The organism is Streptomyces sp. NPDC002536 (genome assembly GCF_053594995.1).
Genome location: NZ_JBSFWU010000033.1, coordinates 1 through 26180 on the forward strand (window position 1 = coordinate 1; position 26180 = coordinate 26180).

At 73.0% G+C, this 26180-nt stretch carries 20 protein-coding genes; 12 read left to right on the forward strand and 8 right to left on the reverse strand.

Annotation, left to right across the window (positions count from 1 at the left end):
* On the reverse strand, window positions 1-3319 hold a 3319-nt coding region (locus tag ACWD4B_RS14895), incomplete at its 3' end, for a glycosyltransferase (protein ID WP_451421101.1).
* Between the two features lie 335 nt (window positions 3320-3654).
* The gene (locus ACWD4B_RS14900; RefSeq protein WP_004952403.1) at window positions 3655-3918 is read right to left on the reverse strand and encodes a WhiB family transcriptional regulator; all 264 of its coding nucleotides are present in this window, start codon (window positions 3916-3918) and stop codon (window positions 3655-3657) included.
* A gap of 646 nt (window positions 3919-4564) precedes the next feature.
* Between ACWD4B_RS14900 and ACWD4B_RS14905 the strand changes: the two genes are divergently transcribed.
* From ACWD4B_RS14905 to ACWD4B_RS14915, 3 genes are read left to right on the forward strand one after another with little or no spacing between them, the layout of a single operon-like run.
* The gene (locus tag ACWD4B_RS14905; protein WP_451421102.1) at window positions 4565-5110 is read left to right on the forward strand and encodes a cysteine dioxygenase; all 546 of its coding nucleotides are present in this window, start codon (window positions 4565-4567) and stop codon (window positions 5108-5110) included.
* A 19-nt stretch (window positions 5111-5129) separates the two neighbouring features.
* A complete protein-coding gene (gene cofD, locus ACWD4B_RS14910; RefSeq protein WP_451421103.1) occupies window positions 5130-6095 on the forward strand; it encodes a 2-phospho-L-lactate transferase in 966 nt (321 codons plus the stop codon).
* On the forward strand, window positions 6092-7426 hold the full coding sequence (locus ACWD4B_RS14915; protein WP_451421104.1) for a coenzyme F420-0:L-glutamate ligase: 1335 nt from the start codon (window positions 6092-6094) through the stop codon (window positions 7424-7426). The genes cofD and ACWD4B_RS14915 overlap by 4 nt, the downstream gene beginning before the upstream one ends.
* 67 nt (window positions 7427-7493) lie before the next feature.
* Here ACWD4B_RS14915 and ACWD4B_RS14920 read toward each other — a convergent pair whose 3' ends face one another.
* The 3 genes from ACWD4B_RS14920 to ACWD4B_RS14930 all read right to left on the reverse strand — a co-directional run bounded on the left by ACWD4B_RS14920 (window position 7494) and on the right by ACWD4B_RS14930 (window position 11163).
* Complete coding sequence (locus ACWD4B_RS14920) at window positions 7494-8396, reverse strand: DNA-3-methyladenine glycosylase family protein (RefSeq protein ID WP_451421105.1); 903 nt, start codon at window positions 8394-8396, stop codon at window positions 7494-7496.
* Between the two features lie 58 nt (window positions 8397-8454).
* Window positions 8455-9546: a sugar phosphate nucleotidyltransferase gene (locus tag ACWD4B_RS14925; RefSeq protein WP_451421106.1), complete on the reverse strand. Its 1092-nt coding sequence runs from the start codon at window positions 9544-9546 to the stop codon at window positions 8455-8457.
* 81 nt (window positions 9547-9627) lie between these two features.
* Window positions 9628-11163, reverse strand: a complete 1536-nt coding sequence (locus tag ACWD4B_RS14930) for an N-acetylmuramoyl-L-alanine amidase (protein WP_451421107.1) — start codon at window positions 11161-11163, stop codon at window positions 9628-9630.
* A gap of 128 nt (window positions 11164-11291) precedes the next feature.
* Between ACWD4B_RS14930 and ACWD4B_RS14935 the strand changes: the two genes are divergently transcribed.
* The 4 genes from ACWD4B_RS14935 to ACWD4B_RS14950 all read left to right on the forward strand — a co-directional run bounded on the left by ACWD4B_RS14935 (window position 11292) and on the right by ACWD4B_RS14950 (window position 17652).
* Window positions 11292-12044, forward strand: coding sequence for a TIGR03089 family protein (locus ACWD4B_RS14935; protein WP_451421108.1), 753 nt, complete (start codon window positions 11292-11294; stop codon window positions 12042-12044).
* A gap of 75 nt (window positions 12045-12119) precedes the next feature.
* Entirely contained in the window at window positions 12120-13469 is a 1350-nt protein-coding gene (locus tag ACWD4B_RS14940; protein WP_451421109.1) for an LCP family glycopolymer transferase, read from the forward strand.
* A 261-nt stretch (window positions 13470-13730) separates the two neighbouring features.
* The gene (locus ACWD4B_RS14945; RefSeq protein WP_451421110.1) at window positions 13731-15458 is read left to right on the forward strand and encodes an LCP family protein; all 1728 of its coding nucleotides are present in this window, start codon (window positions 13731-13733) and stop codon (window positions 15456-15458) included.
* 124 nt (window positions 15459-15582) lie between these two features.
* On the forward strand, window positions 15583-17652 hold the full coding sequence (locus ACWD4B_RS14950) for an LCP family glycopolymer transferase (protein WP_451421111.1): 2070 nt from the start codon (window positions 15583-15585) through the stop codon (window positions 17650-17652).
* 31 nt (window positions 17653-17683) lie between these two features.
* Here ACWD4B_RS14950 and ACWD4B_RS14955 read toward each other — a convergent pair whose 3' ends face one another.
* Window positions 17684-18706 carry a glycosyltransferase family 2 protein gene (locus ACWD4B_RS14955; protein ID WP_451421112.1) on the reverse strand — a complete coding sequence of 341 codons (1023 nt, stop codon included), beginning with the start codon at window positions 18704-18706 and terminating at the stop codon, window positions 17684-17686.
* Window positions 18707-18900: 194 nt separating this feature from the next.
* Here ACWD4B_RS14955 and ACWD4B_RS14960 point away from each other — a divergent pair, with 194 nt between their 5' ends.
* A complete protein-coding gene (locus ACWD4B_RS14960) occupies window positions 18901-20376 on the forward strand; it encodes an LCP family protein (protein ID WP_451421113.1) in 1476 nt (491 codons plus the stop codon).
* An 87-nt stretch (window positions 20377-20463) separates the two neighbouring features.
* Here ACWD4B_RS14960 and ACWD4B_RS14965 read toward each other — a convergent pair whose 3' ends face one another.
* Window positions 20464-21015 (reverse strand): acyl-CoA thioesterase, encoded by a 552-nt coding sequence (locus ACWD4B_RS14965; RefSeq protein ID WP_451421114.1) that lies wholly within the window; start codon window positions 21013-21015, stop codon window positions 20464-20466.
* A gap of 128 nt (window positions 21016-21143) precedes the next feature.
* Between ACWD4B_RS14965 and ACWD4B_RS14970 the strand changes: the two genes are divergently transcribed.
* Entirely contained in the window at window positions 21144-22325 is a 1182-nt protein-coding gene (locus ACWD4B_RS14970) for an LCP family protein (protein WP_451421115.1), read from the forward strand.
* A 42-nt stretch (window positions 22326-22367) separates the two neighbouring features.
* On the opposite strand, the gene ACWD4B_RS14975 is transcribed toward ACWD4B_RS14970, so the two are convergent.
* Window positions 22368-23159, reverse strand: a complete 792-nt coding sequence (locus ACWD4B_RS14975; RefSeq protein WP_451421116.1) for a VOC family protein — start codon at window positions 23157-23159, stop codon at window positions 22368-22370.
* A gap of 212 nt (window positions 23160-23371) precedes the next feature.
* Here ACWD4B_RS14975 and ACWD4B_RS14980 point away from each other — a divergent pair, with 212 nt between their 5' ends.
* Genes ACWD4B_RS14980 through ACWD4B_RS14990 form a run of 3 tightly spaced genes read left to right on the forward strand, consistent with a single transcriptional unit; the run spans window position 23372 to window position 25943 of the window.
* Window positions 23372-24199, forward strand: a complete 828-nt coding sequence (locus ACWD4B_RS14980) for an LPXTG cell wall anchor domain-containing protein (protein WP_451421117.1) — start codon at window positions 23372-23374, stop codon at window positions 24197-24199.
* 5 nt (window positions 24200-24204) lie between these two features.
* The gene (locus ACWD4B_RS14985; protein ID WP_451421118.1) at window positions 24205-25005 is read left to right on the forward strand and encodes a COG1470 family protein; all 801 of its coding nucleotides are present in this window, start codon (window positions 24205-24207) and stop codon (window positions 25003-25005) included.
* A complete protein-coding gene (locus ACWD4B_RS14990) occupies window positions 25002-25943 on the forward strand; it encodes a hypothetical protein (protein ID WP_451421119.1) in 942 nt (313 codons plus the stop codon). The genes ACWD4B_RS14985 and ACWD4B_RS14990 overlap by 4 nt, the downstream gene beginning before the upstream one ends.
* The last annotated feature ends 237 nt before the right edge of the window (window positions 25944-26180 follow it).

Consider the following 26180-nt stretch of genomic DNA (forward strand, 5'->3'; position numbering starts at 1 on the left):
GGCGGGCCCGACGGCCCTCCCCCGGCACCGGCTGCTCCGGCACGGTGGCGGCGGCCGGGGCGGCGGCGGGCGGGGCGTCGGTCTCCGGCAGGTCGTCGTCGACCCGGCGCCGGCGGCCCGGGAGGGCGAGGACCACCAGGAGGAGCGCCAGCAGGCCCTGCCCCCACATCCACGCCGTGTGCGCCACCGGGGTCTCGTACGACAGCGACAGCTTGCCGCCGCCCGCGGGGAGGGTGAAGCCCTGGGCCCAGCCGTCGACCGTGGTGCGCTTGAGGGTCTTGCCGTTCAGCGTGGCCTTCCAGCCGGGCGCGGCCTTGTCGGCGATCCGCAGCACGCGGCCCGCGGGGCCGGCCGGCAGCGTGGCCCGGGCCGTGACGGGCCCGGCGGCGACGGGGACCGGAAGGCCGCCGTCCTGCTGCCCGCCGCTGACGACCGTGACGCGAGCGACCTGCCGGTCGACCCGCCACAGGGCCGTGTGGCCCTCCTGGCTCAGCCGGGTCAGCCCGGGGGTGGCGTCCAGGACGCGGACCGTGCGGGCGGTCGCGCGGTCGTTGTCGCGGACGAGGACGTAGCCGACCGCGTAGTCCCCGAGACGGCCCGCCTGGTCGGCACCGGAGCCGCCGACCAGGTTCGCCACGACGGAGTCGAGCCGCTTGTCGCGGCCCGCGGCCTCGCTCAGCTCGGCGTCGCCCATGCGCGCACCGGCGCCGCGGACGAGCGTGTACGTGACGTGTGCGGCGTCCCCGCCCAGCACCAGTGTGCGGGCCTGGTCGCGGGTGCCCGCCTCCTCGGCGACGAACGCGGGCACCTGTGCCGGGTCGCGGCGCACCAGCGGCCCGTCCGCGCCGGTGACCGTCCAGGCGACGGCGGCGACGAACGGTGCGGCCCCGGCGGCGAGCACGATGAGGCCCGCGACCGGCTGCCGCCAGCCGAAGCTCTGCGCAGCCACCCGCTCCCGGGCGCCCTCGGCCCCGACGACGGCCGCCGCGACGAGCGCCAGTCCGTAGACGAGGGTGGCCGGTCCGGCCCAGGCGGTCCGGTTGCCCAGCACCGCGCACAACAGACCGGTCAGTGCGACGGCCCAGGCCGTGCGGACCGCGAACTGCCGGTCGCTGCGCAGCAGGGCGGCCAGCGCGGCCAGCACGAGACCGGTGAGCAGGAACGCGCCGGTCTTCGGCCCGCCGGGGTCACCCGTGAGCAGTCCGAGCGGTGAGGCGGATCCGTGCCCCAGATCCAGGCCCGCCTGACCGAGGAAGCGCGCCGGGTGTGTGAACAGACCGAGCGACCAGGGGGCCAGTACGGCGACCGGCGTGAGGATCACGGCGAGCAGCCGCGGCCCCTGCACGGCCAGTTGTCCCGCACCGCCGCGCACACAGCGCAGGACGAGCATGCCGAGGCCGAGCACGACCGCGAGCGGCCAGACGACCGGAGTGAAGGACATGGTGACGGTCAGCAGCAGCGCGTACGCCCAGCACGCACGCCACGAGGGGCGCGCCCCCGCCGTGCCGAGACCCGCCGCGGAGACCGCCGCACGCGCCATGAGCGGCAGCACGACGGCCAGGACGGCGGTGCCCAGCCGGCCGGTCGCGAGAGCGCCGGTGGCGGCGGGCAGGAAGGCGTAGGCCACGCTCGCCCAGGCGCGCAGCAGCCGGGAGTCGACCAGCGGCCGGGAGGCGAAGTAGGCGGTGAGACCGGCCAGCGGCACCGAGCAGACCAGCAGCAGGGTGAGGGTGAAGCTCGTGGAGCCGAGGAAGAACGTCGACAGGGCGGCCAGGACGGCCAGATAGGGCGGCGCCCCGGCGGTGGTGCCGGTGCCGACCGCGTGCCAGCCGTCGGTGTAGCTCGCCCACAGGGCGGACGCGCCGTCCGGCACGGGCAGCAGCGCGCCGCCGGAGAGCGCGCCGCCGCCGAACAGTCCGCGGCAGGCGATGGCCGACACGAGCAACAGGACGGCGAAGAGGACGGGGGCGGGCTTGCGGGCGATGCGCCGGAGCCGGGCGAACTGCTCGATCTCCAGGTAGTCGGCGTCGTCCCCGCCCGGTCCCGATTCGACCGCTCCATGGCGTCCGGCGGCGGAGGGCCCGTCGTCCTTCCCGGCGCCGAAGTCGCTCGCGAGCTGCTCGACGGTCGCGCGGACGGTCGCGCCCGGCGGCGGGAAGAGGGCCCGCAGTTCGCCGGCCGTGACGGACGGCTGCCCGCGCCGCTTGCGTGCGGCGCGGGTGCGCCCGGGGCGCAACAGCGTGGCCATGAGCCCCGCGAGCTCGTCGAGCGCCTGCCCGGGGGCCTTGCCCACGAGGTAGCCGAGGGTGCGGAGCAGGGTGCTGAGGACGACCCGGAGCATCACGTACGGCAGCAGGGCGCCGCGGGTGTTGGCAAGGAGCGTGTAGACGGCGCCCGCCTTGTCGACCTTGTGCGGGTCGGCCGGCTTGCGGCCCGCGCAGTCGACCGGGCGGCGCTCGCGTGCGGCCGCCTCGGCGTGCCGCAGCACGGCCTCGGGGGCGACGAGCACGCGGTGCCCGGCGGCGGTGGCGCGCCAGCACAGGTCGACGTCGTCGCGCATGAGCGGCAGGCGCTGGTCGAAGCCGCCGAGCTGCTCCCACACGTCGCGCCGGACGAGCATGCCGGCGGAGGAGACGGCGAGCACCTGGCGGACCTGGTCGTGCTGGCCCTGGTCCTGCTCGCGGCGCTCCAGGCCCGTCCAGCGGCGGCCGCTGCGGGCGATGGAGACGCCGACCTCGAGCAGCTGCCTGCGGTCGTACCAGCTGCGCAGTTTGGGGCCGATGACGGCGGCGGGCCGGCCCGCGGTGGTCTCGGCGTCGGCCACGCGCAGCAGCTCGTGCAGCGCGCCGGGCTCGGGGGCGCAGTCGTCGTGCAGCAGCCACAGCCACTGAACGGGGTCGAGGTCGGCGGTGTACGCGCCGTCGTCGTCCTCGCTCCAGGTGCGGCCGACCGGGTCCCAGCCGCTGGACCTGCGCAGGTACGGCAGCTCGTCGGCGGTGGGCACGGGGGCGGCGCGGACGGCCTCGTCGACGGCCGTGCCGAAGCCGGCGCGGCGGGCGAGGTGCAGGACGCGGTCGTCGCCGAGGGCGTCGGCGAGCAGCCGGGCGGAGTCGTCGGTGCTGCCCGTGTCGGCGGCCACGGCGTTCTGCACGGGCCGCTCCTGGCCGAGCAGTCCGGCAAGGGCGTCGGGCAGCCAGCGGGCGCCGTCGTGGGCGACGAGCACGGCGGTGACCACGTGGCGCGGGAACGCCGGGGGAACCGTGTGGTCGGACAGGGAGCCGGCGGGGAAGCGGGCCGCCGTAGTGCTGTGCACGGACATCGAGGTACAGGCCCTCCGGCCGGGCGTCCCCGGGTCACCCCCGGAGGACTGCGGTGCTGGACTGCTGCGGTGGACGCGGGCGGGTCCGGCGGGCCCGGAAGGGCACTGCGGCGGCCGCACGGTGCGTCGTCGAGGGACCCACCCTAGTGGCTCCGGACACAGCAGTCCGCCTCCCGCTTGCGGGGCGCGGGAGGCGGACTGTTCGCTATGGACGGTGCTGCGGATGCTGTTGCGGGAGTGCTCGGACCGGATGGCCCTTCAGTCCCCTGGATCGGCCTTGTACAAGACATTGCGTCAGGTCGTGACTCTGTGCGTCGGTCCTGGACCGGCGACCGTCAGACCGCGGCCTTCTTGAGGCGGCGGCGCTCACGTTCGGACAATCCGCCCCAGATGCCAAAGCGTTCATCATTGGCCAAGGCATATTCAAGGCACTCGGAACGGACTTCACAGGCCAGGCATACTTTTTTCGCCTCGCGCGTGGATCCGCCCTTTTCGGGAAAGAAGGACTCGGGGTCGGTCTGAGCGCACAGTGCGCGCTCCTGCCAGCCGAGCTCCTCGTCCGCCTCCTCGACCAGCAGTTGCTGGAACAGCTCGGTCATGTGCGCCCCTCGTCTGTCATTGCGTCCCCGTGTGCTGCCGCTATCAGGTGCGACAGAACGACACGAGTGAAATTACAAGTGCGGCGATCCGGGGCAGTCAAGCCGGGATCTGCTATTGGGCCCCTTATTCACTCTGCGGAACCAAGGCTGAGCGTAAAGTTGCCAAACCATCACAAGAGTGGACACATCTCCCACTCGTCACAGGGACCCCGCATCTCCCTTCCGTGAGGGAGGACGCAGAGGGGGTCGATCCCAGTTGCAGCACGGTCCGGCGAGCCCACCGACGGCCCGGACGGTGCGCCACCTGTCCGGCATTGCGACCGCACAAACCCTTTGCCCCTTTCGGTGACCGGAAGAGGTGAACCAATATCGTCAAAACAGACATCCAGTTGACAGAGGGGCCGGTGGCCCGGTCTCCTTGGTGACATGCCAGCGACCTCCCTCACCCTGGGGAACCTCAGCCTGACCCGTGCCTACGGGTCCCGCTGTGCCGTTCAGGCGCGCTGTCGCTGTTCCAGCTGTTGATGCGTACACGCTTTCGCTTCTTTCGCTCCAGCTGATCCTTCCGGTCCTTCCCGGCGCTTCCGCGCACCCCTTTGCGCGCCCCGCCGCCCCGGTCTTTCTTCCCGTACGAGGAACACCCTTCATGAACAGCGACGTCCAGATCGCCGGCGACCCCCTCGCCATCCCCCACCTGATGCCCCCGCCCGCCGCCCACCCCGCCACCGTCGCCGAGTTCGCCGGGCTGGCCCGTACCCTCGCCGCCGACCGCGCCGCCTGGGCGCACCTCGTGCGCTACGACGCCGTCAGCCGCTGGTACCACCGGCTGCGCACCGGGCCCGGGTACGAGGTCTGGCTGCTCAGCTGGGTACCCGGGCAGGGCAGCGGGCTGCACGACCACGGGCGCTCCTCCGGCGTGCTGACCGTGGTGCAGGGCGAGCTCACCGAGGCCGGCGCCACCGCCTCCGGCACGGTCCGGCGACGACTCGGGGCCGGGGCCCAGCGGGTCTTCGCCCCCGGCTACGCGCACGAGGTGCTCAACGACTCGCTCGAGCCCGCCGTCAGCCTGCACGTCTACTTCCCCGGGCTCACCGAGATGCCGATGCACCGGCCGCAGGCCGCCCGGCCGCAGTGCGTCCCGGGTCTCGCCGGCGCCGGCCGGATCCGGACCGCTCTTCAGGGTGGCTCCTAGCGGCTGACAGACTGCAGGCATGCAGCAGCGCATTGTGGTTCTGGCCGGCGGGATCGGGGGCGCCCGCTTCCTCCGCGGCCTCAAGTCAGCAGCCCCCGACGCCGACATCACCGTCATCGGCAACACCGGCGACGACATCCACCTCTTCGGCCTCAAGGTCTGCCCCGACCTCGACACCGTGATGTACACCCTCGGCGGCGGCATCCACGAGGAGCAGGGGTGGGGCCGGACCGGCGAGACCTTCGCCGTGAAGGAGGAACTGGCGGCCTACGGCGTGGGGCCCGAGTGGTTCGGGCTCGGCGACCGCGACTTCGCCACGCACATCGTGCGGACGCAGATGCTCGGTGCCGGATACCCGCTCAGCGCTGTCACCGAGGCGCTGTGCGCGCGCTGGCAGCCGGGCGTCCGGCTGCTGCCGATGAGTGACGACCGGGTCGAGACGCACGTCCTCGTGGACACCGAGGACGGGCGCAAGGCCGTGCACTTCCAGGAGTACTGGGTGCGGATGCGGGCCTCCGTGCCCGCCCACGCCGTCGTTCCTGTGGGGGCCGAGCAGGCCAAGCCCGCGCCCGGCGTGCTGGAGGCCATCACCGCCGCGGACGTCGTGCTCTTCCCGCCGTCCAACCCCGTCGTCAGCGTCGGCACCATCCTGTCCGTGCCCGGCGTCCGCGAGGCCGTCGCCGAGGCCGCGGCGCCCGTCGTCGGCCTCTCCCCCATCGTCGGGGACGCGCCCGTGCGCGGCATGGCCGACAAGGTCCTCGCCGCCGTCGGCGTCGAGTCCACGGCCGCGGCTGTCGCCCGGCATTACGGGTCCGGGCTGCTGGACGGATGGCTTGTCGACACCGTCGATGCCGGAGCCGTCTCCGACGTGGAGGCTGCCGGGATCCGGTGCCGGGCCGTTCCGCTGATGATGACCGATGTCGCCGCCACCGCTCGGATGGCCTCCGAGGCGTTGGCGTTGGCCGAGGAGGTGCGGGGCGCGTGAGCAGCTCTTGTGCGGATGTTCCCGCTTTTCGGGTGTGGGCGCTTCCCGGGATTCCCGAGGTGCAGGGCGGTGACGATCTCGCCAAGCTCATCGGTTCCGCTGCCCTGGGGGACGGGCTGCCCGGGCTTGCCGACGGCGACGTCGTCATTGTCACCTCGAAGATCGTCAGCAAGGCCGAGGGGCGCGTCGTCCTCGCCGAGGACCGCGAAGCCGCCATCGATGCCGAGGCTGTCCGGGTCGTGGCTCGGCGTGGCCCTCTGCGTATCGTCGAGAACCGGCAGGGGTTTGTGATGGCCGCCGCCGGGGTCGATGCCTCCAACACCCCTGCGGGGACTGTTCTGTTGCTGCCCGAAGACCCCGACGCCTCCGCGCGGCGGATCCGGGACGGGCTGCGGGATGCGCTCGGGGTCGAGGTCGGCGTCGTCATCACCGACACGTTCGGACGGCCGTGGCGCAGTGGGCTGACGGACGTCGCCATCGGGGCCGCCGGGGTGCGGGTCCTGGAGGATCTGCGCGGGGCCGTCGACGCGCACGGGAACGAGCTGGGCGTGACGGTGGTGGCCACGGCTGATGAGCTCGCCGCCGCCGGGGACCTGGTCAAGGGCAAGGCCGGGGGGCTGCCGGTGGCCGTGGTGCGGGGATTGCCGCATGTGGTGGGGGGTGAGCATGACGGGTCCGGGGCGCGGGAGTTGGTGCGTGATGCGGCCGGAGACATGTTCCGGCTGGGGACGTCCGAGGCCGTACGGGAGGCCGTGACGCTGCGGCGCACCGTCCGGGAGTTCACGGACGCTCCGGTGGACCCGGGGGCCGTGCGGCGCGCCGTCGCGGCCGCGGTCACGGCGCCGGCGCCGCACCACACGACGCCGTGGCGGTTCGTGCTGCTGGAGTCCGAGGAGTCGCGGGTGCGGCTGCTGGACGCCATGCGGGACGCGTGGGTCGCGGACCTGCGGGCGGACGGGCGCTCGGAGGAGGCCATCGCCAAGCGGGTGCGGCGGGGGGACGTGCTGCGCCGGGCGCCCTATCTGGTGGTGCCTTGTCTGGTGATGGACGGGTCGCACGACTATCCCGATGCGCGGCGTGCTGCGGCGGAGCGGGAGATGTTCGTCGTCGCGGCCGGGGCCGGGGTGCAGAACTTCCTGGTAGCGCTTGCCGGGGAGGGGCTCGGGTCGGCCTGGGTCTCGTCGACGATGTTCTGTCGTGATGTGGTGCGGGGGGCGCTCGCGCTGCCGGAGGGGTGGGACCCCATGGGTGCCGTCGCCGTGGGACGGCCCGCCGTTGCGCCTGCGGCGCGGGCTCCGCGGGATGCAGGGGCGTTCGTCGAGGTCCGGTAGCCGGCCGCGGGTCGGATGTGGCTGGTCGCGCAGTTCCCCGCGCCCCTTCGGGGCACGGGGAAAGCGGTCAGAGGCGTGCGATGTTCCCCACCGGGAAGCGGGGGGCCCTCCGCGGCGGCACCGGGGCCGTCAGCAGGATCAGGCGGCATGCTCGGTGGCGCTGGCCCTCGTACGGGGCCAGCAGTTCCAGCATGCCCGCGTCGTCCGTGCCCCTGGCGCCCGTGAGGGCGTAGCCGATGATCTTCGGTAGGTGCAGGTCGCCCGTCGTCACCGCGTCCGCCGCGCCGTTGCTGCGCTGCAGTGTCTCCGCCGTCGTCCACGGGCCGATCCCCGGGATGGCCTGGAGGCGTGCCGATGCTTGTTGATCATTCATTGCGGCCGTCTCCTCCAGGCGGGCCGCCGCGCGGGCCGCGCGGATGATCGTCGACGAGCGTTTGGCGTCCACTCCCGCCTTGTGCCACTCCCAGGACGGGATCGAAGTCCAGGTTCTCGGGTCCGGCATCACTCGCAGCCCCGGCAGTGGGCCGGGGGCCCGGTCGCCGTGGCGTTGGAGGAGCAGGCGCCAGGCGCGGTACGCCTCGTCGCTGGTCACCTTCTGCTCCAGGATCGCCGGAATCAGCGATTCGAGCACCAGGCCCGTACGGGCCAGCCGCAGGCCCGGGTTGCGGCGGTGCGCCTCGTGGAGCAGGCGGTGGCGGGGAGTGAACTTCTCCGGGGTGTCCTCCGCACCCAGGAGGGTGGGGAGGTGGTCCAGGAGCCAGTCCGCTCCTGGGCCCCAGGACTCGGCGCGGATACCGGCCGTGGTCGTCCTCACGTGCAGCGTTCCCGGGCCGGCGGGGGTGCGGCTCGCCCGCCAGATTCCGTCGTCCGGTACCGCCCTGTACGCGGGGTCGCCCGGGCCCCTTGCCAGGACGCCCAGTGTGCGTCCCAGGTCGTACGGGCCCGGCGGGGTCCACGTTCTGGTGGCCATTTGGCCAGGGTACGTCCGCCGGGGCGGTCACCGGCCGTGACTGTCCAGCGATGGCTGTCTACTGGTCCGACGAGAAGCGGATCGTCCCTTGCGGGATCACCGCTTCGCACCAGATGCGGGCTCCCGCCCGCAGTTCGTTGTCCGCGCCGATGCTCGCCCTGTCCCCGATGACCGCCCCGTCCAGCACGCAGCGGGCTCCCACTCGGGCGCCTGCGCCGATGAGCGAGTCCGTCACCTGGGCGCCTGCTTCGACGACGGCTCCGTCCATCACCGTGCTGCCCTCGATGCGCGCCCCGGGCTCCACCCGTGCGCCCTTGCCGATCACCGTGCCGCCCATCAGCTTGGCGTCCTGCGCCACCTGCGCGCCGTCCAGCACCAGGTGCTCCCCGCAGCGGCCCGGTACGGCCGGGGACGGGGCGCGGCCGAGGACCAGGTCCGCCGAGCCGCGCACGAAGGCCTGCGGGGTGCCCAGGTCGAGCCAGTAGGTGGAGTCGACCATGCCTTGCAGGTGGGCGCCCTCGGCAAGGAGGTTCGGGAAGGTCTCGCGTTCCACGGAGACCGGGCGGTCCGTGGGGATCGTGTCGATGACCGAGCGGTTGAAGACGTAGGCCCCTGCGTTGATCTGGTCCGTGACGATCTCTTCGGGGGTTTGCGGCTTCTCGAGGAAGGCCGTGACCCTGCCCGTTCCGTCCGTGGGGACCAGGCCGAAGGCCCTGGGGTCCGCCACTCGCGTGAGGTGCAGCGAGACGTCCGCTTCCGCTGTGCGGTGCGTCTCCACCAGGGCCTCGATGTCCAGGCCCGTGAGGATGTCACCGTTGAAGATCAGGACCGGATCGTCGGGGCCCGAGTGCAGGCGCGGGGCGACGTTGCGGATCGCCCCGCCGGTGCCCAGCGGCTCCTCCTCCGTGACGTACTCCAGGTGCAGGCCCAGGGCGGATCCGTCGCCGAAGTACGGCTCGAAGACCTCGGCCAGGTAGGACGTGGCCATCACGATGTGCTCGATCCCGGCCGCGCGGGCCCGCGCCAGCTGGTGGGTGAGGAACGGGACACCCGCCGCCGGGACCATCGGCTTGGGGGTGTGCACCGTGAGCGGGCGCAGCCGGGTCCCCTTGCCGCCGACCAGGAGGATCGCTTCTGGCGAAGAAGTCAACTGTTGTCTCTGCTTCCTGCTGGGGCCGGGCCGTGGACGGCGGCCAGTGTATGCAGAACGTTCGACTCCGCTTCGCGCCGGTCAGCGGCCCTGGAGCCGGGCTGCGGTCGAGCGGATGGTGCCGAGACGGGAGTACAGCTTGTCACCGGGGCATTCCGTGGCATAACCGTCGCGGTGTCCCGAAATCGCCTTGACCTTGACGGTCGTGCCCTTCTTGTAGAGGTTGCCACCCCCCGAGACCAGGGACACCGAGCCCTTGGGATTGATGCCGAACAGGCCCAGCTTCCACGCCGCGAGCCTGGCCACGGCGTCCACGGCCGCCCCGGGGGCACTGTTCTTGCTGAACGTGCCGACCACGGCGATGCCCATGCTGTTGGTGTTGAAACCGAGCGTGTGAGCACCCTTGACGGCCTTGGCCACGCCGCCTGCCCGGCCTTCGTAGACCGTGCCGCACTTGTCGACGAGGAAGTTGTAGCCGATGTCCCGCCAGCCGCTGCTCACCACGTGGTAGCGGTAGATACCGCGAATGACGGAGGAGGCCTCCGAGCAGCTGTAGCCGTTGCCCGAGGCGGTGTGGTGGACGAAGGCCGCCTTGACGGTCTTCGTGTAGGCGAACTGCCGCTCGCGCATGGACTCGTCGGCCCCCCAGCCCGCCCGGGTGACGATGCGCGGGCGCGGGCCCACGTAGCGCCCCGCGGACTCGGAGTCGTCGGCGTTCTCCTCCGTGCCCCGGTCCGTCTCGGGGCTCAGCGGGATGCTGGCGGTGTCCTGGGAGGGCGCCGTCTCGGGCACGTCCTGGGTCTCCGGGTCCTCCGTGTTCCAGTCGGCGGTGATGCGCCCGATGCCGATGTGCGCCGCGGCGACGTCCCGCTGGGAGTCCGGGCGGTCCGCGGCGGGGATCTCGGTGGCGCCGAGGGGGGCCAGGGGGGCGTTGGCCGCGGAGGCGGAGGAGGCCCCCTCGTTGTCGCCGCCGGGGACCGGGCCGGGCGGGGTGACGGTCCGCCGGCCGTGGCCGCCGGCGGGCGCGGGGGCCGGGTCGCGGCCCGGGTCCACGAGTTCGGCGCGCATGCCCCGGGGCAGGCCGCCGCCGTGGCCCGCGGGCTGCCGGTCGCCCGTGGGTTCCGGGCGGACCCGCACCTGGACGGCGTCGGAGGCGCCGACCCACAGCGGCGCGGTGGAGCCGTGCACCTTGGAGTGGCGGCCCTCGTCCGAGTCGGGGTCGGGGCGGTCGTCGTCGTGCGCCTGGATGTCCTGCCAGCCGGACCACGCGCGGGTGGCCGCCCCGCGCGTGCGGACCTGGACCCGGCCGTGCAGCTCGGTGTCGGCGTCGTCCCAGACGATGCCGATCAGCGAGAACGGGCGGACCTCCTGGGCCGGCAGGCCCATCCCGGACGTTCCCGAAGCCGTGCCGTACGCGCGGCGGGCGGTGCCGAGCGGGACCAGCGGGAGCGAGCGCGTCACGCCGGCCGGCGCGGCGGGGGCTGTGCCGGTGACGGGGGGTCTCCTCTCCGGCCCGGTCGCGCGGTGCGGCGCCGCCCCGTAGGAGGCCGGGGCCAGGAGCGGCAGGGTGAGGGCGGCACAGGCGGTGACGGCGGGGGTGACGAGGATTCCACGCATGGAAGAAACCTGAACACAATGGGACATTCCTGTCCATTGCTCAACTGTTGGTATGTCGGCCCGGAGCGGCCCGGGAGCACCCCCCGTCCGACTGACCGCCACCCTTCGCCCCGCGTACCCTGGCGCGGATGAACGCCACCGACCGCACCCCCGCCGACCTGCTGCGTTCCGCGCTCGCCGCGGACCCGGCCCGCCCGCTGGTGACCTTCTACGACGACGCCACCGGCGAACGCGTGGAACTCTCCGTGGCCACCTTCGCCAATTGGGTGGCGAAGACCGCCAATCTGCTGCAGGGCGACCTCGCCGCCGAGCCCGGCGACCGGCTCGCCCTGCTGCTGCCCGCCCACTGGCAGACGGCCGTCTGGCTGCTCGCCTGCTCCTCGGTGGGCGTGCTCGCCGACGTGGGCGGCGACCCGGCCGCCGCCGACCTGGTCGTCAGCGGGCCGGACACCCTGGAGCAGGCGCGCGCCTGCTCCGGCGAGCGCGTCGCGCTGGCCCTGCGCCCCCTGGGCGGCCGTTTCCCCCAGCCGCCGCAGGGGTTCCTCGACTATGCCGTCGAGGTCCCCGCCCAGGGCGACCGCTTCGCCCCGTACGCCCCCGTGGACCCCGACGGCCCGGCGCTGGCCGTGGGCGGGCTGGAGCTCACCGGTGCGGAGCTGGTCGAGCGGGCCCGTGCGGACGCCGCGCAGCGCGGCCTCGGAGCCGGCTCGCGCCTGCTGTCGGGGCTGTCCTACGACGGCTGGGACGGCCTGTCGGCCGGACTGTTCGCCCCGCTCGCCGCAGGCGGCTCGGTGGTGCTGTGCCGCCACCTCGGCATGCTGCCCGCGGACGGCCTGGAACAGCGGCGCGCGAGCGAGCGCGTCACCGTGACGGCCCTCTGACGCTGCCGGACGGCCGGTTCCGCGCGATGATCGACGGTACGCCGACGACCCCGCGCGGGAAGGACGCAGTCAGCCGTGAACCACAGCCCAGGCAGGCGCCGCCTGCCGGACGGCCCCCTCTTCAGAGGGCCGGACGGCGGGGCGGGCCTGTCCCGGCGCCGACGCTGGCTGCGGGCGCTCGCGGCCGGCACGGCACTGCTGGTGCTGGCCGTGGCCGGGATCGGATGGGTGCTCTACGAGCAGCTCAACAGCAACATCCGCACCGACGACGAGACCGCCGCGGAGCTCAAACGCTGGGAGAAGGAGCGCCCGTCGGCCATGGTCAACGGCGCCCAGAACATCCTGATCATCGGTTCCGACACCCGCAGCGGCTCCGGCAACTCCCAGTACGGCGAGGACAGCGGCACCCAGCGCTCGGACACCACGATCCTGCTGCACCTGGCCGCCGACCGGCGCAGCGCCACCGCCGTCAGCCTCCCCCGCGACCTGATGGCCACGATCCCCCGCTGCCGCAAGCCGGACGGCACGTACACCAACGAGCGCTTCGCGCAGTTCAACTGGGCCTACGAACTCGCCGGCACCGCCTGCACCATCCGCACCGTCGAGGGCATCAGCCGGGTCCGCATCGACCACCACATCGTCCTGGACTTCAGCGGCTTCAAGCGCCTGGTCGACTCGGTCGACGGGGTCGAGGTCTGCCTGAAGAAGCCCGTGGACGACCGCGAGGCGCACCTGAGGCTGCCCGTCGGCCGCCAAGTGCTGCACGGGGAGCAGGCGCTGGGCTTCGTCCGGGCCCGCTACAGCCTCGGCGACGGCAGCGACACCGAACGGATGGGCCGTCAGCAGCTGTTCATGGGCGCCCTGTTCCAGGAGATGCAGAGCGACGGCGTGCTGCTCAACCCCGCACGGCTCTACCCGGTGCTCGACGCGGCCACCAAGTCGCTCACCACGGACTCCGGGCTCGACTCGCTGCGCAAGATGTACGACCTGGTGCGCACTGTGCGCAACATCCCCAGCAACCACGTGCAGTTCCTGACGGTGCCCCGCAAGCCCTACCCGTACAACTCCGACCGCGACGAGCTCGTCCAGCCGGACGCGGACCAGTTGTTCGAACAGCTGCGCATGGACCGGCCCGTGACGGTGAGTGAACATGTCCGGCCCGCCGACGGCAAGCACGGCGGGCGGCGTCCTCCGCGGGCCCCGCGGGACGACGAACCCGATCCCGCCGACGTCCCGGAGACCGGGACCGGCGTCGCGCCCGAACCCCCCGCGGCGCACCGGTCCGTGCTGCCGTCGGCGCCCGCTTCGCCCACCGCGGGCGGGCGTTCGCAGGAGCCCGCCGGGCCTGCTCCGGCGCCGTCCACCAGGCCCGATGCCCCGCCCACGTACCAGGGGACGACCGCCGCGCGCGGCATCTGCGGCTGAGCACCGCCGAAAAGGTGCGATCATCTCTTTCACCCCCGCGTTCGCCGAGGCGTTCGTACCCGCGAAGGGATCGGGGGGATCGCCCAGTTGTCGGGGAGTGCTTTTTGTCCCCGGCGTCGTTGGACGCTGAACTGGGCGGATAGTGTGAGCGATCCGGTGCGCGCTGCCGGCTCGGCGCGCACTGCACAGACGACGTGAAGGTGATCGGGCACCCGAGGGGGACGGGCGCCGGGTGGCACCCGACGGAGGATTCAGGCGACCGTGGACGCGCAAGGCCGTGGGCGAGCGGGTGGCATCGACCCCGCCGACCAGTGGGTGTTCGACCCCAAGACCGGCAGCTACGAGCTGCGCCTCGACGAGACGGGGGAGCCGGCTGCCCCCGCCGGCACCCCCTCCGCCCCCGCCGCCCGGAGACCCCGGCCCCGCCCCGCCGCCCGCCCGGTGCCCGGGCAGCGCGGCACCGCCGCAGGGCGCCGGACCGGCGGCGGCAAGGCGGCGGGCGCGGACCGCCGCAGGCCCAAACCGAAGAAACGGACCGGCAGGAAGAAAGCCCTGATCTGGACGGGCGGCACGCTGGCCTTCGTCCTGGTCGGCGGCTCGGTGGGCGCGTATCTCCTCTACGAGCACCTGAACGGCAACATCGACAAGGTCGACGTCGGCATCGACAACGCGGCCGTCACCAAGGGCCCGGTCAACATCCTGGTGATCGGCACCGACAAACGCTCCGGCAAGGGCAACACCGGCTACGGCGACGACGGCAGCGTCGGCCACGCCGACACCACCGTGCTCTTCCACGTCTCGGAGGACCGGACGAACGCCACCGCGCTCTCCATCCCCCGCGACATGATCACCGACGTCCCCGACTGCCCCACCAAGTCCGGCGGGACGACGAAGACGATCCCCGGCTCGAAGAACGTCCGCTTCAACGAGAGCCTGGGCCAGGAGGATCGCGACCCCGGCTGCACCTGGCGGACGGTCGAGCAGCTGACGGGCCTGAAGGTCACCCACTTCATGATGGCCGACTTCAACGCCGTCAAGGAACTCTCCTCCGCGGTCGGCGGCGTCGAGGTGTGCCTGGGCAAGGACATCGACGACCCCAAGTCGCACCTCAAGCTGAGCAAGGGCCGGCACGAGATCCAGGGCGAGGACGCGCTGGCGTTCGTCCGGACCCGGCACAGCGTCGGCTTCGAGAGCGACCTGGACCGCATCAAGCTCCAGCAGCAGTTCCTGAGTTCGATGATCCGGAAGATGAAGTCGGGCGACACGCTCACCAACCCGAAGAAGCTCTACGACCTCGGTGACGCGGCGACCAAGTCGCTGACCGTCGACACCGGTATCTCCTCCGTCGGCAAGCTGGCCAGCCTGGGCAAGGAGCTCAGCAAGGTCAACCTGAAGAACATCACCTTCGCCACCCTGCCCGTCGTCGACAACCCCGCCGACGGCAAGGTGCACAAGACGGTCGTGCTGGACAAGGCGAAGGCCGACCCACTGCTGGCCATGGTGCGGCAGGACGTCTCCCTCACCGAGGTCAAGGAGAAGGAGAAGAAGGCCCAGGAGGACGCGGACGCCAAGCAGCAGGCACTGCTGCAGGGCCCGAAGGCCGAGCCCGCGAACGTCAGGGTGCGGGTCTTCAACGGCAGCGGCCGGATGGGCGCCGCCCAGGAGACCGTGGCCTGGATGCAGAACTCCAAGGGCATGACGCGCACGGGCAACGGCGGCAACGCCCCTGGCGGCAAGGCGGACAAGACGGTCCTGGAGTTCGCCCCCAACCAGGCCGACCAGGCCCGGCGGCTCGCCGACGCCATGGGGCTGCCCGCGGACGCCCTCCGGCAGAGCGGCGGCGACGCGGCGCCGAAGGCGGAGATGAAGCTCACGCTCGGCGCGGACTTCAAGGGTGCGGGCACCCCCGTCTCGGCCCCGGCCCCGGCCAAGGCGCCGGAGGGCGTGCAGAAGATCGAGGCCGACGACCAGAACGTGTGCGCGAAGTAGGGCGATACGTCCGTCGAACACAGTTCCGCGCCGCATAATGCAGTAACACAGTCCACCGTGCACCAACCGGCACAACACGCCTGCCCATCGGGCCGGACGCACGCACCACTTCAGGGGAGGCCCGATGCGCCAGAGCAGCGGAGGCGACCGGGCCGGGGGCCCGGCCGCGACGACCGAGGGGAACGCCGGGGGTCCGGCCCCGGCCGGTACCGGTACCGCTGCGCGGGGCGAGGGCCGGGCGGAGCCCGGGGACGCTGCGCGGGCCGAGAGCCCGGCGGAAGCCGCCGCGGCGGCAGAGGCCGAGGGGTCGGCGCAGGCCGGGATACCCGGGCCGGGCGACGGCCCGGCGAAGGCCAAGTCCCCTGCGGCGGGCGGGATCCCGGGGCAGGCCGAGGATCCGGCGAAGGGCGAGGGCCCGGCTGAGTCCGGGACCGCTGCGCAGGCCGAGAGCCCCGCGAAGGCCGAGGGCCCAGTCAAGGCCGAAGGTCCGGCCGAGGCCGACGGCCCGGCGAAGGCCGGCATCCCCGCGCAGGCCGACGCCGACGCGCAGGACCAAGCGGCGCAGGCCGCCGACGGCTCCGGCAGTGGCGACGGTGACGGTGGTTCCGGTGACCGTCCCGCAGGGGCCGGCGGTGGGGCCGCCAAGCGGAAGCGGACGTTGCGCATAGTGCGGTGGACCGCGCTCGGCGTGTCCGTGGCCGTGCTCGCCGCGGCCGGGGTCGGGTACTTCTACTACGAGCACCTCAACGACAACATCAGGAAGGGCGCCCTCAACCTCGGCGACAAGCAGCTCGACCGGCCCGTCGCCAATGCCGAGGGGCAGCGCCCGATCAACATTCTCCTGCTGGGGTCCGACAGCCGGGCCACCAAGGAGAACCAGGACCTCGGCGGTGCCCGCGACGACGCCGACCGGCCGCCGCTCGCCGACGTCCAGATGCTGGTGCACGTCTCGGCGGACCGCAGCAACATGTCCGTCATCAGCGTCCCGCGCGACACCCGGGTGACGATCCCCAAGTGCACCGACCCGGACAGCGGCAAGGTCTACAAGGAGACCAAGTCGCAGATCATCAACACCAGCCTGGTGAACGGCGGTCCGGGCTGCACGGTGGCCAGCTGGGAGGAGCTCACGGGCATCCCCGTCGACCACTTCATGATGATCGACTTCTCCGGCGTGGTGAACATGGCCGACGCCGTCGGCGGCGTCCCGGTCTGCGTGGACGCCAACGTCTACGACGACAAGTCCGGGCTGCGGCTGCCGAAGGGCACGCACACGGTCAAGGGCCAGCAGGCACTGCAGTGGCTGCGCACCCGCCACGGCTTCGAGGACGGCAGCGACATCGGCCGCACCCACGCCCAGCACCTGTACATGAACTCGATGGTCCGTCAGCTGAAGGCCGGCACCAAGCTCTCCGACCCGGCCCAGCTCACCGGCCTCGCCGAGGCCGCCACCAAGGCGCTGACCGTCGACAAGGACCTCGGCTCGGTCAAGAAGCTCTACGACCTGGCCGACGACATCAAGCGGGTGCCCTCCGGCCGGATCACCATGACCACCATGCCGTGGGTCGCCGACCCCCAGGACCCCGACGCCCACGTGATACCCAAGCCCGGCGACGCGGACAGGCTCTTCTCGCTCGTCCGCAACGACATCGCGCTGGACGGCAAGGACAAGAAGAAGGACGAGGGCGGCGCGACGGGCACCGCGCCCGCCTCGGCCAAGGCGAACATCCCGGTGACCGTCTTCAACGGCACCGGCACCGTCGTCCTCCCGCCGGCCACCGGGCGCGGCGCCGACATCGCCGCGCTGCTGGTCAAACAGGGCTTCGCCAAGGCCGTCTCCGACTCCACGCCCCGGGCGCAGGCCGACACGACGATCACCTACCCGAGGGCCGCGCTGCGCAGCGACGCCCTGACCGTCACCAAGTCGCTCGGCCTGCCGGAGACGGCGGTGCGGCTGTCGCCCGAGGTGCAGCAGATCACCCTGGTCGTCGGCGGCGACTGGCGGGAGGGGGCGGTCTACCCGAACGGCGACACCGGCGCGCCGGATCCGGACGCCTCCGCCTCCACCTCCGCATCGCCCGACGCGAAGAACGGCGCCCGGAAGCCCGGCGACAACAAGGCGCCCGAGAGCGCCGACCCCCTCAACGGCGACGACAAGTCGGCCTGCATGAAGGTCAATTCACTCAACCGCTGGTGAGAGGCGCCCCTTACGGGGCGCCCCGGTCCCGTCAGTCCCCCGGCCCGACCGCCGGGCGGCGGCTGGCGATGACGCGCTGCGCGAGCGAGCGCGGGCTGGTGAGGAAGCCGAAGCCCCACGACATGTGCATCGTCGCCAGCGCGACCGGGATCTGCGCCCGCGCCTTCAGCGGCAGCCCCTTGCCGGCCGGCACCGAGCCGGCCGCGATGGCCGCCAGGTACCCGGCGGGCACCACGAAGCCCCACGGGGTGACGGCCGCGCCCACCACGGCACCGGCGGCGATGGCCAGCACGGCGGCCGGCGGGGCCAGGTAGCGCAGGTTGATCGAGCCCTGGTGGTAGCGGGCGACCACGTGCCGCCAGCGGCCGTAGTCCTTGTACTGCTTGGCGAGCGCCCGGACCGAGGGCCGGGGGCGGTACGAGACCCTGAGCTCCGGCGAGAACCAGATCAGCCCGCCCGCCTCGCGGATGCGGAAGTTCAGCTCCCAGTCCTGGGCGCGGATGAACTCCTCGTTGTACCCGCCCTGCTGCTCCAGCGCCTCGCGCCGGAAGACGCCCAGGTAGACGGTCTCGGCGGCGGCGGCCGCGCCACCGGTGTGGAAGGCGGCGTTGCCCACGCCGATCTTCGAGGTCATCGCCGCGGCGACGGCCTGCTCCCAGGCGTTCTCGCCCTCGGCGTGCATGATGCCGCCGACGTTCTGCGCACCGGTCTCCTCCAGGAGCCGCACCGCGGTGGCGATGTAGTCGGGGGACAGCATGCCGTGACCGTCGACCCTTACCACGATCGGGTGACGTGATGCCTTGATCGCGGCATTGAGTGCGGCAGGGGTGCGTCCGGTGGGATTCGGCACGGTATGGACCCGTGCGTCCTCCTTCACGAGCTCTGCGGCGATCTCGTCCGTGCGGTCCGTGGACGGTCCGAGGGCGATGACCACCTCCAGCTCCCCGGCATACTCCTGCTCGAGGATGTGCCGGACGGAGGTGCGCAGATGCCGTTCCTCATTGAGCACCGGCATGATCACGGAAACGGCGGGCGGCTGCTGCTGAACTGGCATGGTTCCTCGGGGACAGGCCTACGGGGTCGTTCGTCACGTTACCGCCAATGGGGGACACGGGCCCGCCCCGGCCGGGTGGCGGGGCCCGCGTGGACGGCGCGGTGCCGCGGCCAGCTGATCGTATGGGCCTACGGTTCTTGCGATTTCCGCCCGGTTTCACCCCGCCCCCTCCTGATCGCTGCGGAGGTCCCGACGTGACCGCACCGGCCCGCTCCCCCCGCCCGAACCGGCCCCGCCACAGCGCCCCCCGGCACCGGCGCTGGGGGCTGCGCATGGCCATGGGCGCGGCGGCCGCGGTACTGGCCGCCGGGGGCCTGGGGCACGCGCTGGTCGTCGGCATCGACGGGGGCATCAGCCGCATCGACCCCTTCAGCGGGCTCTCCGACCGGCCCCGGGTGAGCCGCGGGACCAACTTCCTGCTGGTCGGCACCGACGGGCGCGACAAGATCACGGAGGAGGAGCGCACCGAGTACCACCTCGGCGGCGAGGCCTGTCACTGCACGGACACCGTGATGCTGGTGCACCTCTCCGCCGACCGCAGCCGGGCCAGCGTGGTCAGCCTGCCGCGCGACACCTACACCGAGATCCCCGAGTACACCGACGAGAACGGCCGGGTGCACTCCGTCCACCCGCAGAAGCTCAACGCCGCCTACGCGGAGGGCGGGCCCGGGCTGACCGTGCGGGCGGTCGAGCGGCTGACCGGCGTCCACCTCGACCACTACCTTGAGGTCGACTTCACCAGCTTCATGAAGACCGTCGACGCCGTGGGCGGGGTGCAGGTGTGCACCCCGAAGCCGCTCAAGGACGACTACACCGGCCTCGACCTCCCCGTCGGCACCAGCAGCCTCAACGGCGGGCAGGCCCTGCAGTACGTCCGCTCCCGGCACCTCGACGGGGCCGCCGACCTGGGCCGGATGCAGCGGCAGCAGCGCTTCCTCGCCGCGCTGATGCACCGGGTCGCGGGCAGCGGGGTGCTGCTGAACCCGGTGAAGTTCCACGACGTGGCCTCCACCGTGATCGGCTCCATGCGCGCCGACCGGGGGTTCGGTACGGCACAGCTCGTCGAGCTCGGCGAGGCGATGCGGAGCCTGGCGCCGTCATCGGCGGAGTTCACCTCCGTGCCGATCGGGGTGGTGGACTTCCCCGTGCCGCACCTCGGCTCGACCGTGAAGTGGGACGAGGCGGCGGCCGACCGGCTGTTCGCGGCGCTGCGGGAGGACCGGCCGATCACCTCGCGGCCGGCGGGGCGTGCGCCGGAGGCGCAGGAGGCGAAGGGCGTGCCGCCGGGGGGCGAGGCGGTGGACGTGCCGCCGGGGCGGGTGCACGTCCAGGTCTTCAACGGCACCGGGCGGCCGGGGCTGGGGCAGTCCGTGGACGCGGCGCTGCGGGCGACCGGCTTCGTGACGACCGGGTCACCGACGAATGCGCCGACGACGGACCGGACGGTGCTCAGCTACGACCCGCGCTGGGACCGTTCGGTACGGACGCTGGCAGCGGCCTTTCCGGGGGCCGATCTGCGGGCCGAACCGGGGCAGGGCCCGATGATGCGCGTCATCGTGGGCTCGGACTTCCGGGCCGTCCACCCGGTACGGGGCCAGGCGGCGGTGCCGCCCGCCCCTTCGGGATCCGTACTGACCGGCGACCAGGCAGTGTGCCCGACCGGGGCGTAGGGGGGTGGTGTGCCCCGTAAGGGGCGCGGGGAACTGCGCGACCAGCCACAACGGACCCGCAGCCGCCAGCGGCGAGTCGCGGCACCCTCAGTCCGCGTCCCCGCCCTCGGCCGCCGCCTTCTCCCGCAGCTCCATGATCGCGCGCCGCCGCGCGAGCCGGTGCGTCCGGCGGATCTGCGCCTCCTGGTAACGGCGCCGGTCCTTGTCCGTCTCCGGAAGCACCGGCGGCACGGAGCGCGGCCTGCCGTTCTCGTCCACCGCCGCGAACACCAGGTACGCGCTGCCCACCTGCACCGCGGGCGTGGACTCGTTCCAGCGCTCCGCGAGGACCCGTACCCCGACCTCCATCGAGGACCGGCCGGTCCAGTTGACCTGGGCCTTCACATGGACCAGGTCGCCGACCCGGACGGGCACCAGGAAGGCCATCTCGTCCATCGAGGCGGTGACCGCGGGCCCGCCGGAGTGGCGTCCGGCGACCGCGCCCGCGACGTCGTCCACCAGTTTCATGATCACGCCGCCGTGGACGGTGCCCAGCAGGTTGGTGTCATGGCTGGTCATGATGTGGGACAGCGTCGTGCGGGACGCCGAGGTCGGCTTGCCGGATATCGCCGGCTCCGGGCTCCGGTCCTGAAGGGTCATGCCCTCCACTGTATGCGGGTGCATGCGGACCGCCGACGGCGCCGGATTGCATCAGGTCTGCAACAGGCCTGCCCCGATCCCGTCCTCGCCCTGTGGGTCGGCGTGCCGCACAAGGCACACTTCGTCTCATGAACGATTGGCCCCAGAATCGGACAAACAGCGCCCGCGCCGTGCCGCCCACCCGGCGGGGCGGGCTGCCGCCGCAGTACCGTCCGGGTGCCTCCCACCCCGACGGCGGCTACAGCACCGGCCAGGTCCACGGCCGGGGCGGCCCGCCCGCGGGACCGGGCGGCAGGGGGCGTGCGCCGCGCGGCGGGGCCCCGGACTGGAAGCGGCGGATCAAGATCGGGGCGATCGTGCTCGTCGGCACGCTCGTCGTCGTGGCCACCGTCACGTACTTCTGGGCCGACTCGCAGATGCGCCGCGAGGTCGACCTCGGGAAGATCAAGGACCGCGCGCCCTCCGGCAGCGGCACCAACTACCTGATCGTCGGCTCGGACAGCCGTGAGGGCCTGTCGGAGCAGGACAAGAAGGAGATGCACACCGGGTCGGCGGACGGCAAGCGCACCGACTCGATGATGATCCTGCACACCGGCGACAACGGCACCACGATGCTGAGCCTGCCGCGCGACTCGTACGTCACCATCCCCGCCTTCACCGGCGAGAAGTCCGGCAAGCAGTACCCGCAGTCCACGCACAAGCTCAACCAGGCCTTCGCGGACGGCGGTGCCGAACTGCTGATCCGGGCGATCGAGTTCAACACCGGGCTGCACATCGACCACTACGCGGAGATCGGCTTCGGCGGCTTCCGTAATCTCGTCGACTCGCTCGGCGGCGTGGACATGTGTATCGACAAGCCGGTCAAGGACCGGGACTCGGGCGCGGACTTCAAGGCGGGCTGCCAGACCCTGAACGGCACCCAGTCGCTGGCGTTCGTCCGGCAGCGGCACCAGGAGGCCGACCAGGACCTGGGCCGGATGCGGAACCAGCAGAAGTTCCTCAACACCCTTGCCAAGCAGGCCGCTTCGCCCTCGACGATCCTCAACCCCTTCCGGCTCTACCCGGTCATCGGCTCCGGCCTCGACACCCTCATCGTCGACAAGGACATGGGGCTGTGGGACCTGACCTCGATGTTCTGGGCCATGAAGGGCGTCACGGGCGGGGACGGGCAGCAGCTGACCGTGCCGATCTCGAACCCGAACCTGCCGACGCGCAGCGACGGCGTCGCGGTGAAGTGGGACCCGGTGAAGTCGAAGCAGCTCTTCGAGCAGCTGAAGAAGGACGAGAAGGTCACCGCCGCCGGCAAGTGAAGCAGCCGGCAAGTGAAGCAGGTGACCCGCGGGTGACCTCCGTCAGGCGGCCGGCAGCTCCGGGCCGCTGGTGTTCACCAGGGCGAAGGGGGCGCCCTGCGGGTCGGCCACGACGGCCATCCGGAAGTCCATCATGTCGAACGGCGGCTTGAGCACCGTGCCGCCCGCCCGGATCAGTGCGTCGACCGTGCTGTCGGTGTCGTCGACGGAGAAATACGTCAGCCAGTGCGAGGGCGTGCCGGGCGGGAGTTTGTCGAGTCCCTGCATCCCGCCGACCGTGCGGCCGTCGACGGTGAGCGCGAAGTAGCCCGGGGCCTCCTCCATGGGGGCCGTCTCCAGGCCGAGCGCGGGGTAGAACGTCCGGGCGGCGGCCGGGTCCGCGGTGTTGAGCTCGTTCCACACCACCGAGCCGGGCTCGTTCACGATCTGCGCGCCGAAGAATTCCCGTGACTGCCACAGTCCGAACACCGCTCCGGCGGGGTCGACGACGATCGCCATGCGGCCGATGGTCATGACGTCCATCGGGCCGAACATCACCCGGCCGCCCTTGGCCGGGACCGCCTCCGCGGCGGCGTCCAGGTCGGCGGTGGCGAGGTAGGTGGTCCAGACGGTGGGCGGGACGGGCAGGCCCTCCGGCGCCATCGCCGTCATGATGCCCGCCACCGCCTTGCCGCGCAGGGTGCACACGGCGTAGCCGCCGACCTCCGGCGGGCCGGGCTCGCCCTGCCAGCCGAAGAGGTCGCGGTAGAAGTCCAGGGCCGCCCGCTGGTCGGGGACCGTGAGCTCCGTCCAGCAGGGTGTGCCGGGCCGGTACGGGCTGGTTGCCTCGGGCATGACGGGTTCCTCCACAGGCACGGGCACGGGCTCGGACGGGGCGGCCCCGCCACCGACCACCTTGGCGGCCCGGGAGCACTCCCGCCACCGCAGGGCGCCATCGGCGTGTTCCGTGTCTTCCCTCTCCACGGCCCCGGGCGTACTGTCGGCGCCCGATCTGATGTGCCGTCAGTAATTTCCGGCTGCGGCACCGGACGAGAAGGGAACCCCACGTGTCCCGCACCCCACGTCACACAGCGCGCCGGAGCCGGGCGCTCGCGCTCTCGGCGGCGCTGGCAGGCGGCACGATCGCGCTGGTCGCACCGGCCGCGCACGCCGAGACGGTCGACGTCAACTACCACTGCAAGACGCCCATCGGGGACCGCAGCGCCGTTTCGCCCATCGACATCAAGGGCGAGCAGAGCGGCGACTCGTACAAGCTCACCATGTCCTTCCAGAAGGGCGTCTCCTCCAGCCCCGTCGAACTCGGCAAGGGGGCAATGAAGCCAAGTGCCGTCATCAAGCTGGGCGGTGCGGACTCCGGCATGGTCGCGGTCTCGGGACCGGCCAACGAACAGCCGATACCCGCCAACACCCCGATCAAGATAGGGGACTTGTCGGGGACCTACACACCCAAGAAGGACGGCAAGGTCACCTTCACCGCCTCCACGCTCACCATCCTGGCGCTGGGCACCACGACCACGTGCGACCCCACCAACGATCCCAAGCCGTCGCTCACGCTGGACGTCAAGGCGGGCGGCGGGACGACCGGGGGCGACACCACGGGCGGGTCGACGGCCGGCTCTACGGGCGGCTCGACGGCCGGGTCCACCACCGGAGGATCGTCCACCGGCGGCAGCACCACGGCCGGGTCCACAGCCGGGTCCACAGCCGGGTCCACGGCCGGATCCACCGCAGGCGGCTCCACGGGCGGCGGCCGGCTCCCGCAGACCGGCCCGTCCGACGGCGCCGTCGCCCTCGGCACCCTCGGCGGCACAGTGCTGCTCGCCGGGATCGCGGGCACGCTCTGGCTGACCCGGCGGAAACGCGCCGCGGGCTAGGGCCGGTGCAGCCCCGTACCCGCGCGGCGGCCCTGGCCGTCCCGGCCGTCGCAGCGGTCCTGCTCGCCGCGCCGGCCGCCGCGGAGCCGCAGCCGTGGTGGGCCGCGCCGTCCGGCGGCCGGTCCGCGATCGCCCTGGAGGGCGTCCCCGGCACGGTGTTCGAGGACAAGCTGTCGGTGGTCAACCCCGGCACCGCACCCCGCACCGTCGAGCTGCGCGCCACCGGTGCGTGGATCGCCCTGGCCGAGCGCCGGGTGCGGATCCCGCCGCGCACCCGCGCGGACGTCCCGCTGACCGTGACCGTACCGACGGGCGCGGTGCCCGGCGAGCATCCGGCCGCCGTGACCGTCACCGGGGAGGGCCGACAGCTGCAGGTGCCGGTGACCGTGCGCGTCACCGGGCCGACGCTGGCGGCGCTGGCGGTCGAGCACGTGCGGGTCAGCGGTACGGGCCGGGGCACGGTGATCCACTACGCGCTGGTCAACCGGGGCAACACCGTGCTCGCCCCGCACCTGGAGATCCGCGCCGTCGGCGTCTTCGGCGAGGTGCTGCACCGCACACCGGACGGGGTGCCCGCGGAGCTGCCGCCGGGGCGCAGCCTCCGGCTCACGGAACCGTGGCCGGGTGCCCCGCGGCTGGACCGGGTCCGGGTCAGCGTCACCGCCACGGCGCCCGGCGCGGCGCACTCCACCGCGTCGGACACGTACATGCCGCTGCCCTGGCTGCTGCCGGGGCTGGGCGCGGCCGTGGCCGCTGCGGCGGCCTACTGGCTGGTACGGCGGCGCCGGAAGGCGGTGCGGCCGTGAGGGCGGTGGTGCGGGCCGTGCAGTGCGCCCTCCTGCTCCTCGCGCTCCTGGCCGCGCCCTGCACCGCACCCGCCACCGCGGCCGACGGGCCCACGGCGGTCGTGAGCGGGGGCGAGGCCGTCAAGGGCGGCAGCGTCACCGTCACCGGCGCGGGCTGGCGGCCCGGGGCGCTGCTGACCCTGCTGGTGTGCGGGCAGAACATGATCGGCGGTACCGGCTCCTGCGCCAACGCCGACGGCCGTACGGTCACGGCCGCCGCCGACGGCACGTTCCGCCGGAGCATTCCGGTGCCCGCACCGCCGAAGCCCTGCCCCTGTGTCGTCCACGTGGCGACCGTCATGGGCACACCCGCTGCCGCCGATGCCGCGCTGACCATCTCCGGGCACCCCAGCGCCACGCTGCCGCGGCAGGAGGGCGGGGAGCGGCTGAGTGTCCTGGAGGCACGTCTGCAGGGTGACGACGGGCTGCTGACATGGTTCGGCGCACCGCCGCAGCGGACACTCGTCCTCACCGTCGGCAACCTGGGCACCACGCCCGCCCGGGACCCGGTCTTCCGGCTCGGCACCTCGCACGGCGTCCTCGCGCCGTCCTGGGAGGACCGCCGCTGGCGCGGCACCGTGGCGGCCGGGCGCACGGTCCGGGTGGCGCTGGACGTGGAGCTGGCGACGGGGGCGTACGGGGACTACCGGGTCTCGCTGGAGTACGACGGCAAGCTGCTCGTCGAGGAGCCGTGGGACGTGAGCCGCCCGTGGGGCGTGACGCTGTTCTGGGTGCTGCTGTGCGTGGTGATCCCGGCGGGGGTGTACCGGATCGGGATGGCGGTGGTGGACCGGATCCGTCCGCCACAGCCGAGGAAGCCCCGGCCCCGTACGGGCAAGGGCGCCCCCGGGCCCGTACGCGCCCCCGCCCTGCCCTGGTCCGCCCCACGCAAGGAGTGAGCGCCCGCTAGGGCCAGTCCGACGGATCTTCGCTCGTGGGCACGGTGCGCCCCGAAGGGGCGCGGGGAACTGCGCGATCAGCCACCGACGGCCTGCAGCCGACGCACCACCCAGGGGGCCGGGGCGAAGCCCCGAGAACCTCGGCTGCGGGCGCATCGTGGCTGGTCGCGCCCACGCGGCGGAGCCGCATATGTCAACGGCCCCGCGCCCCTTCGGGGCGCGAAGGGGCGCCGGACA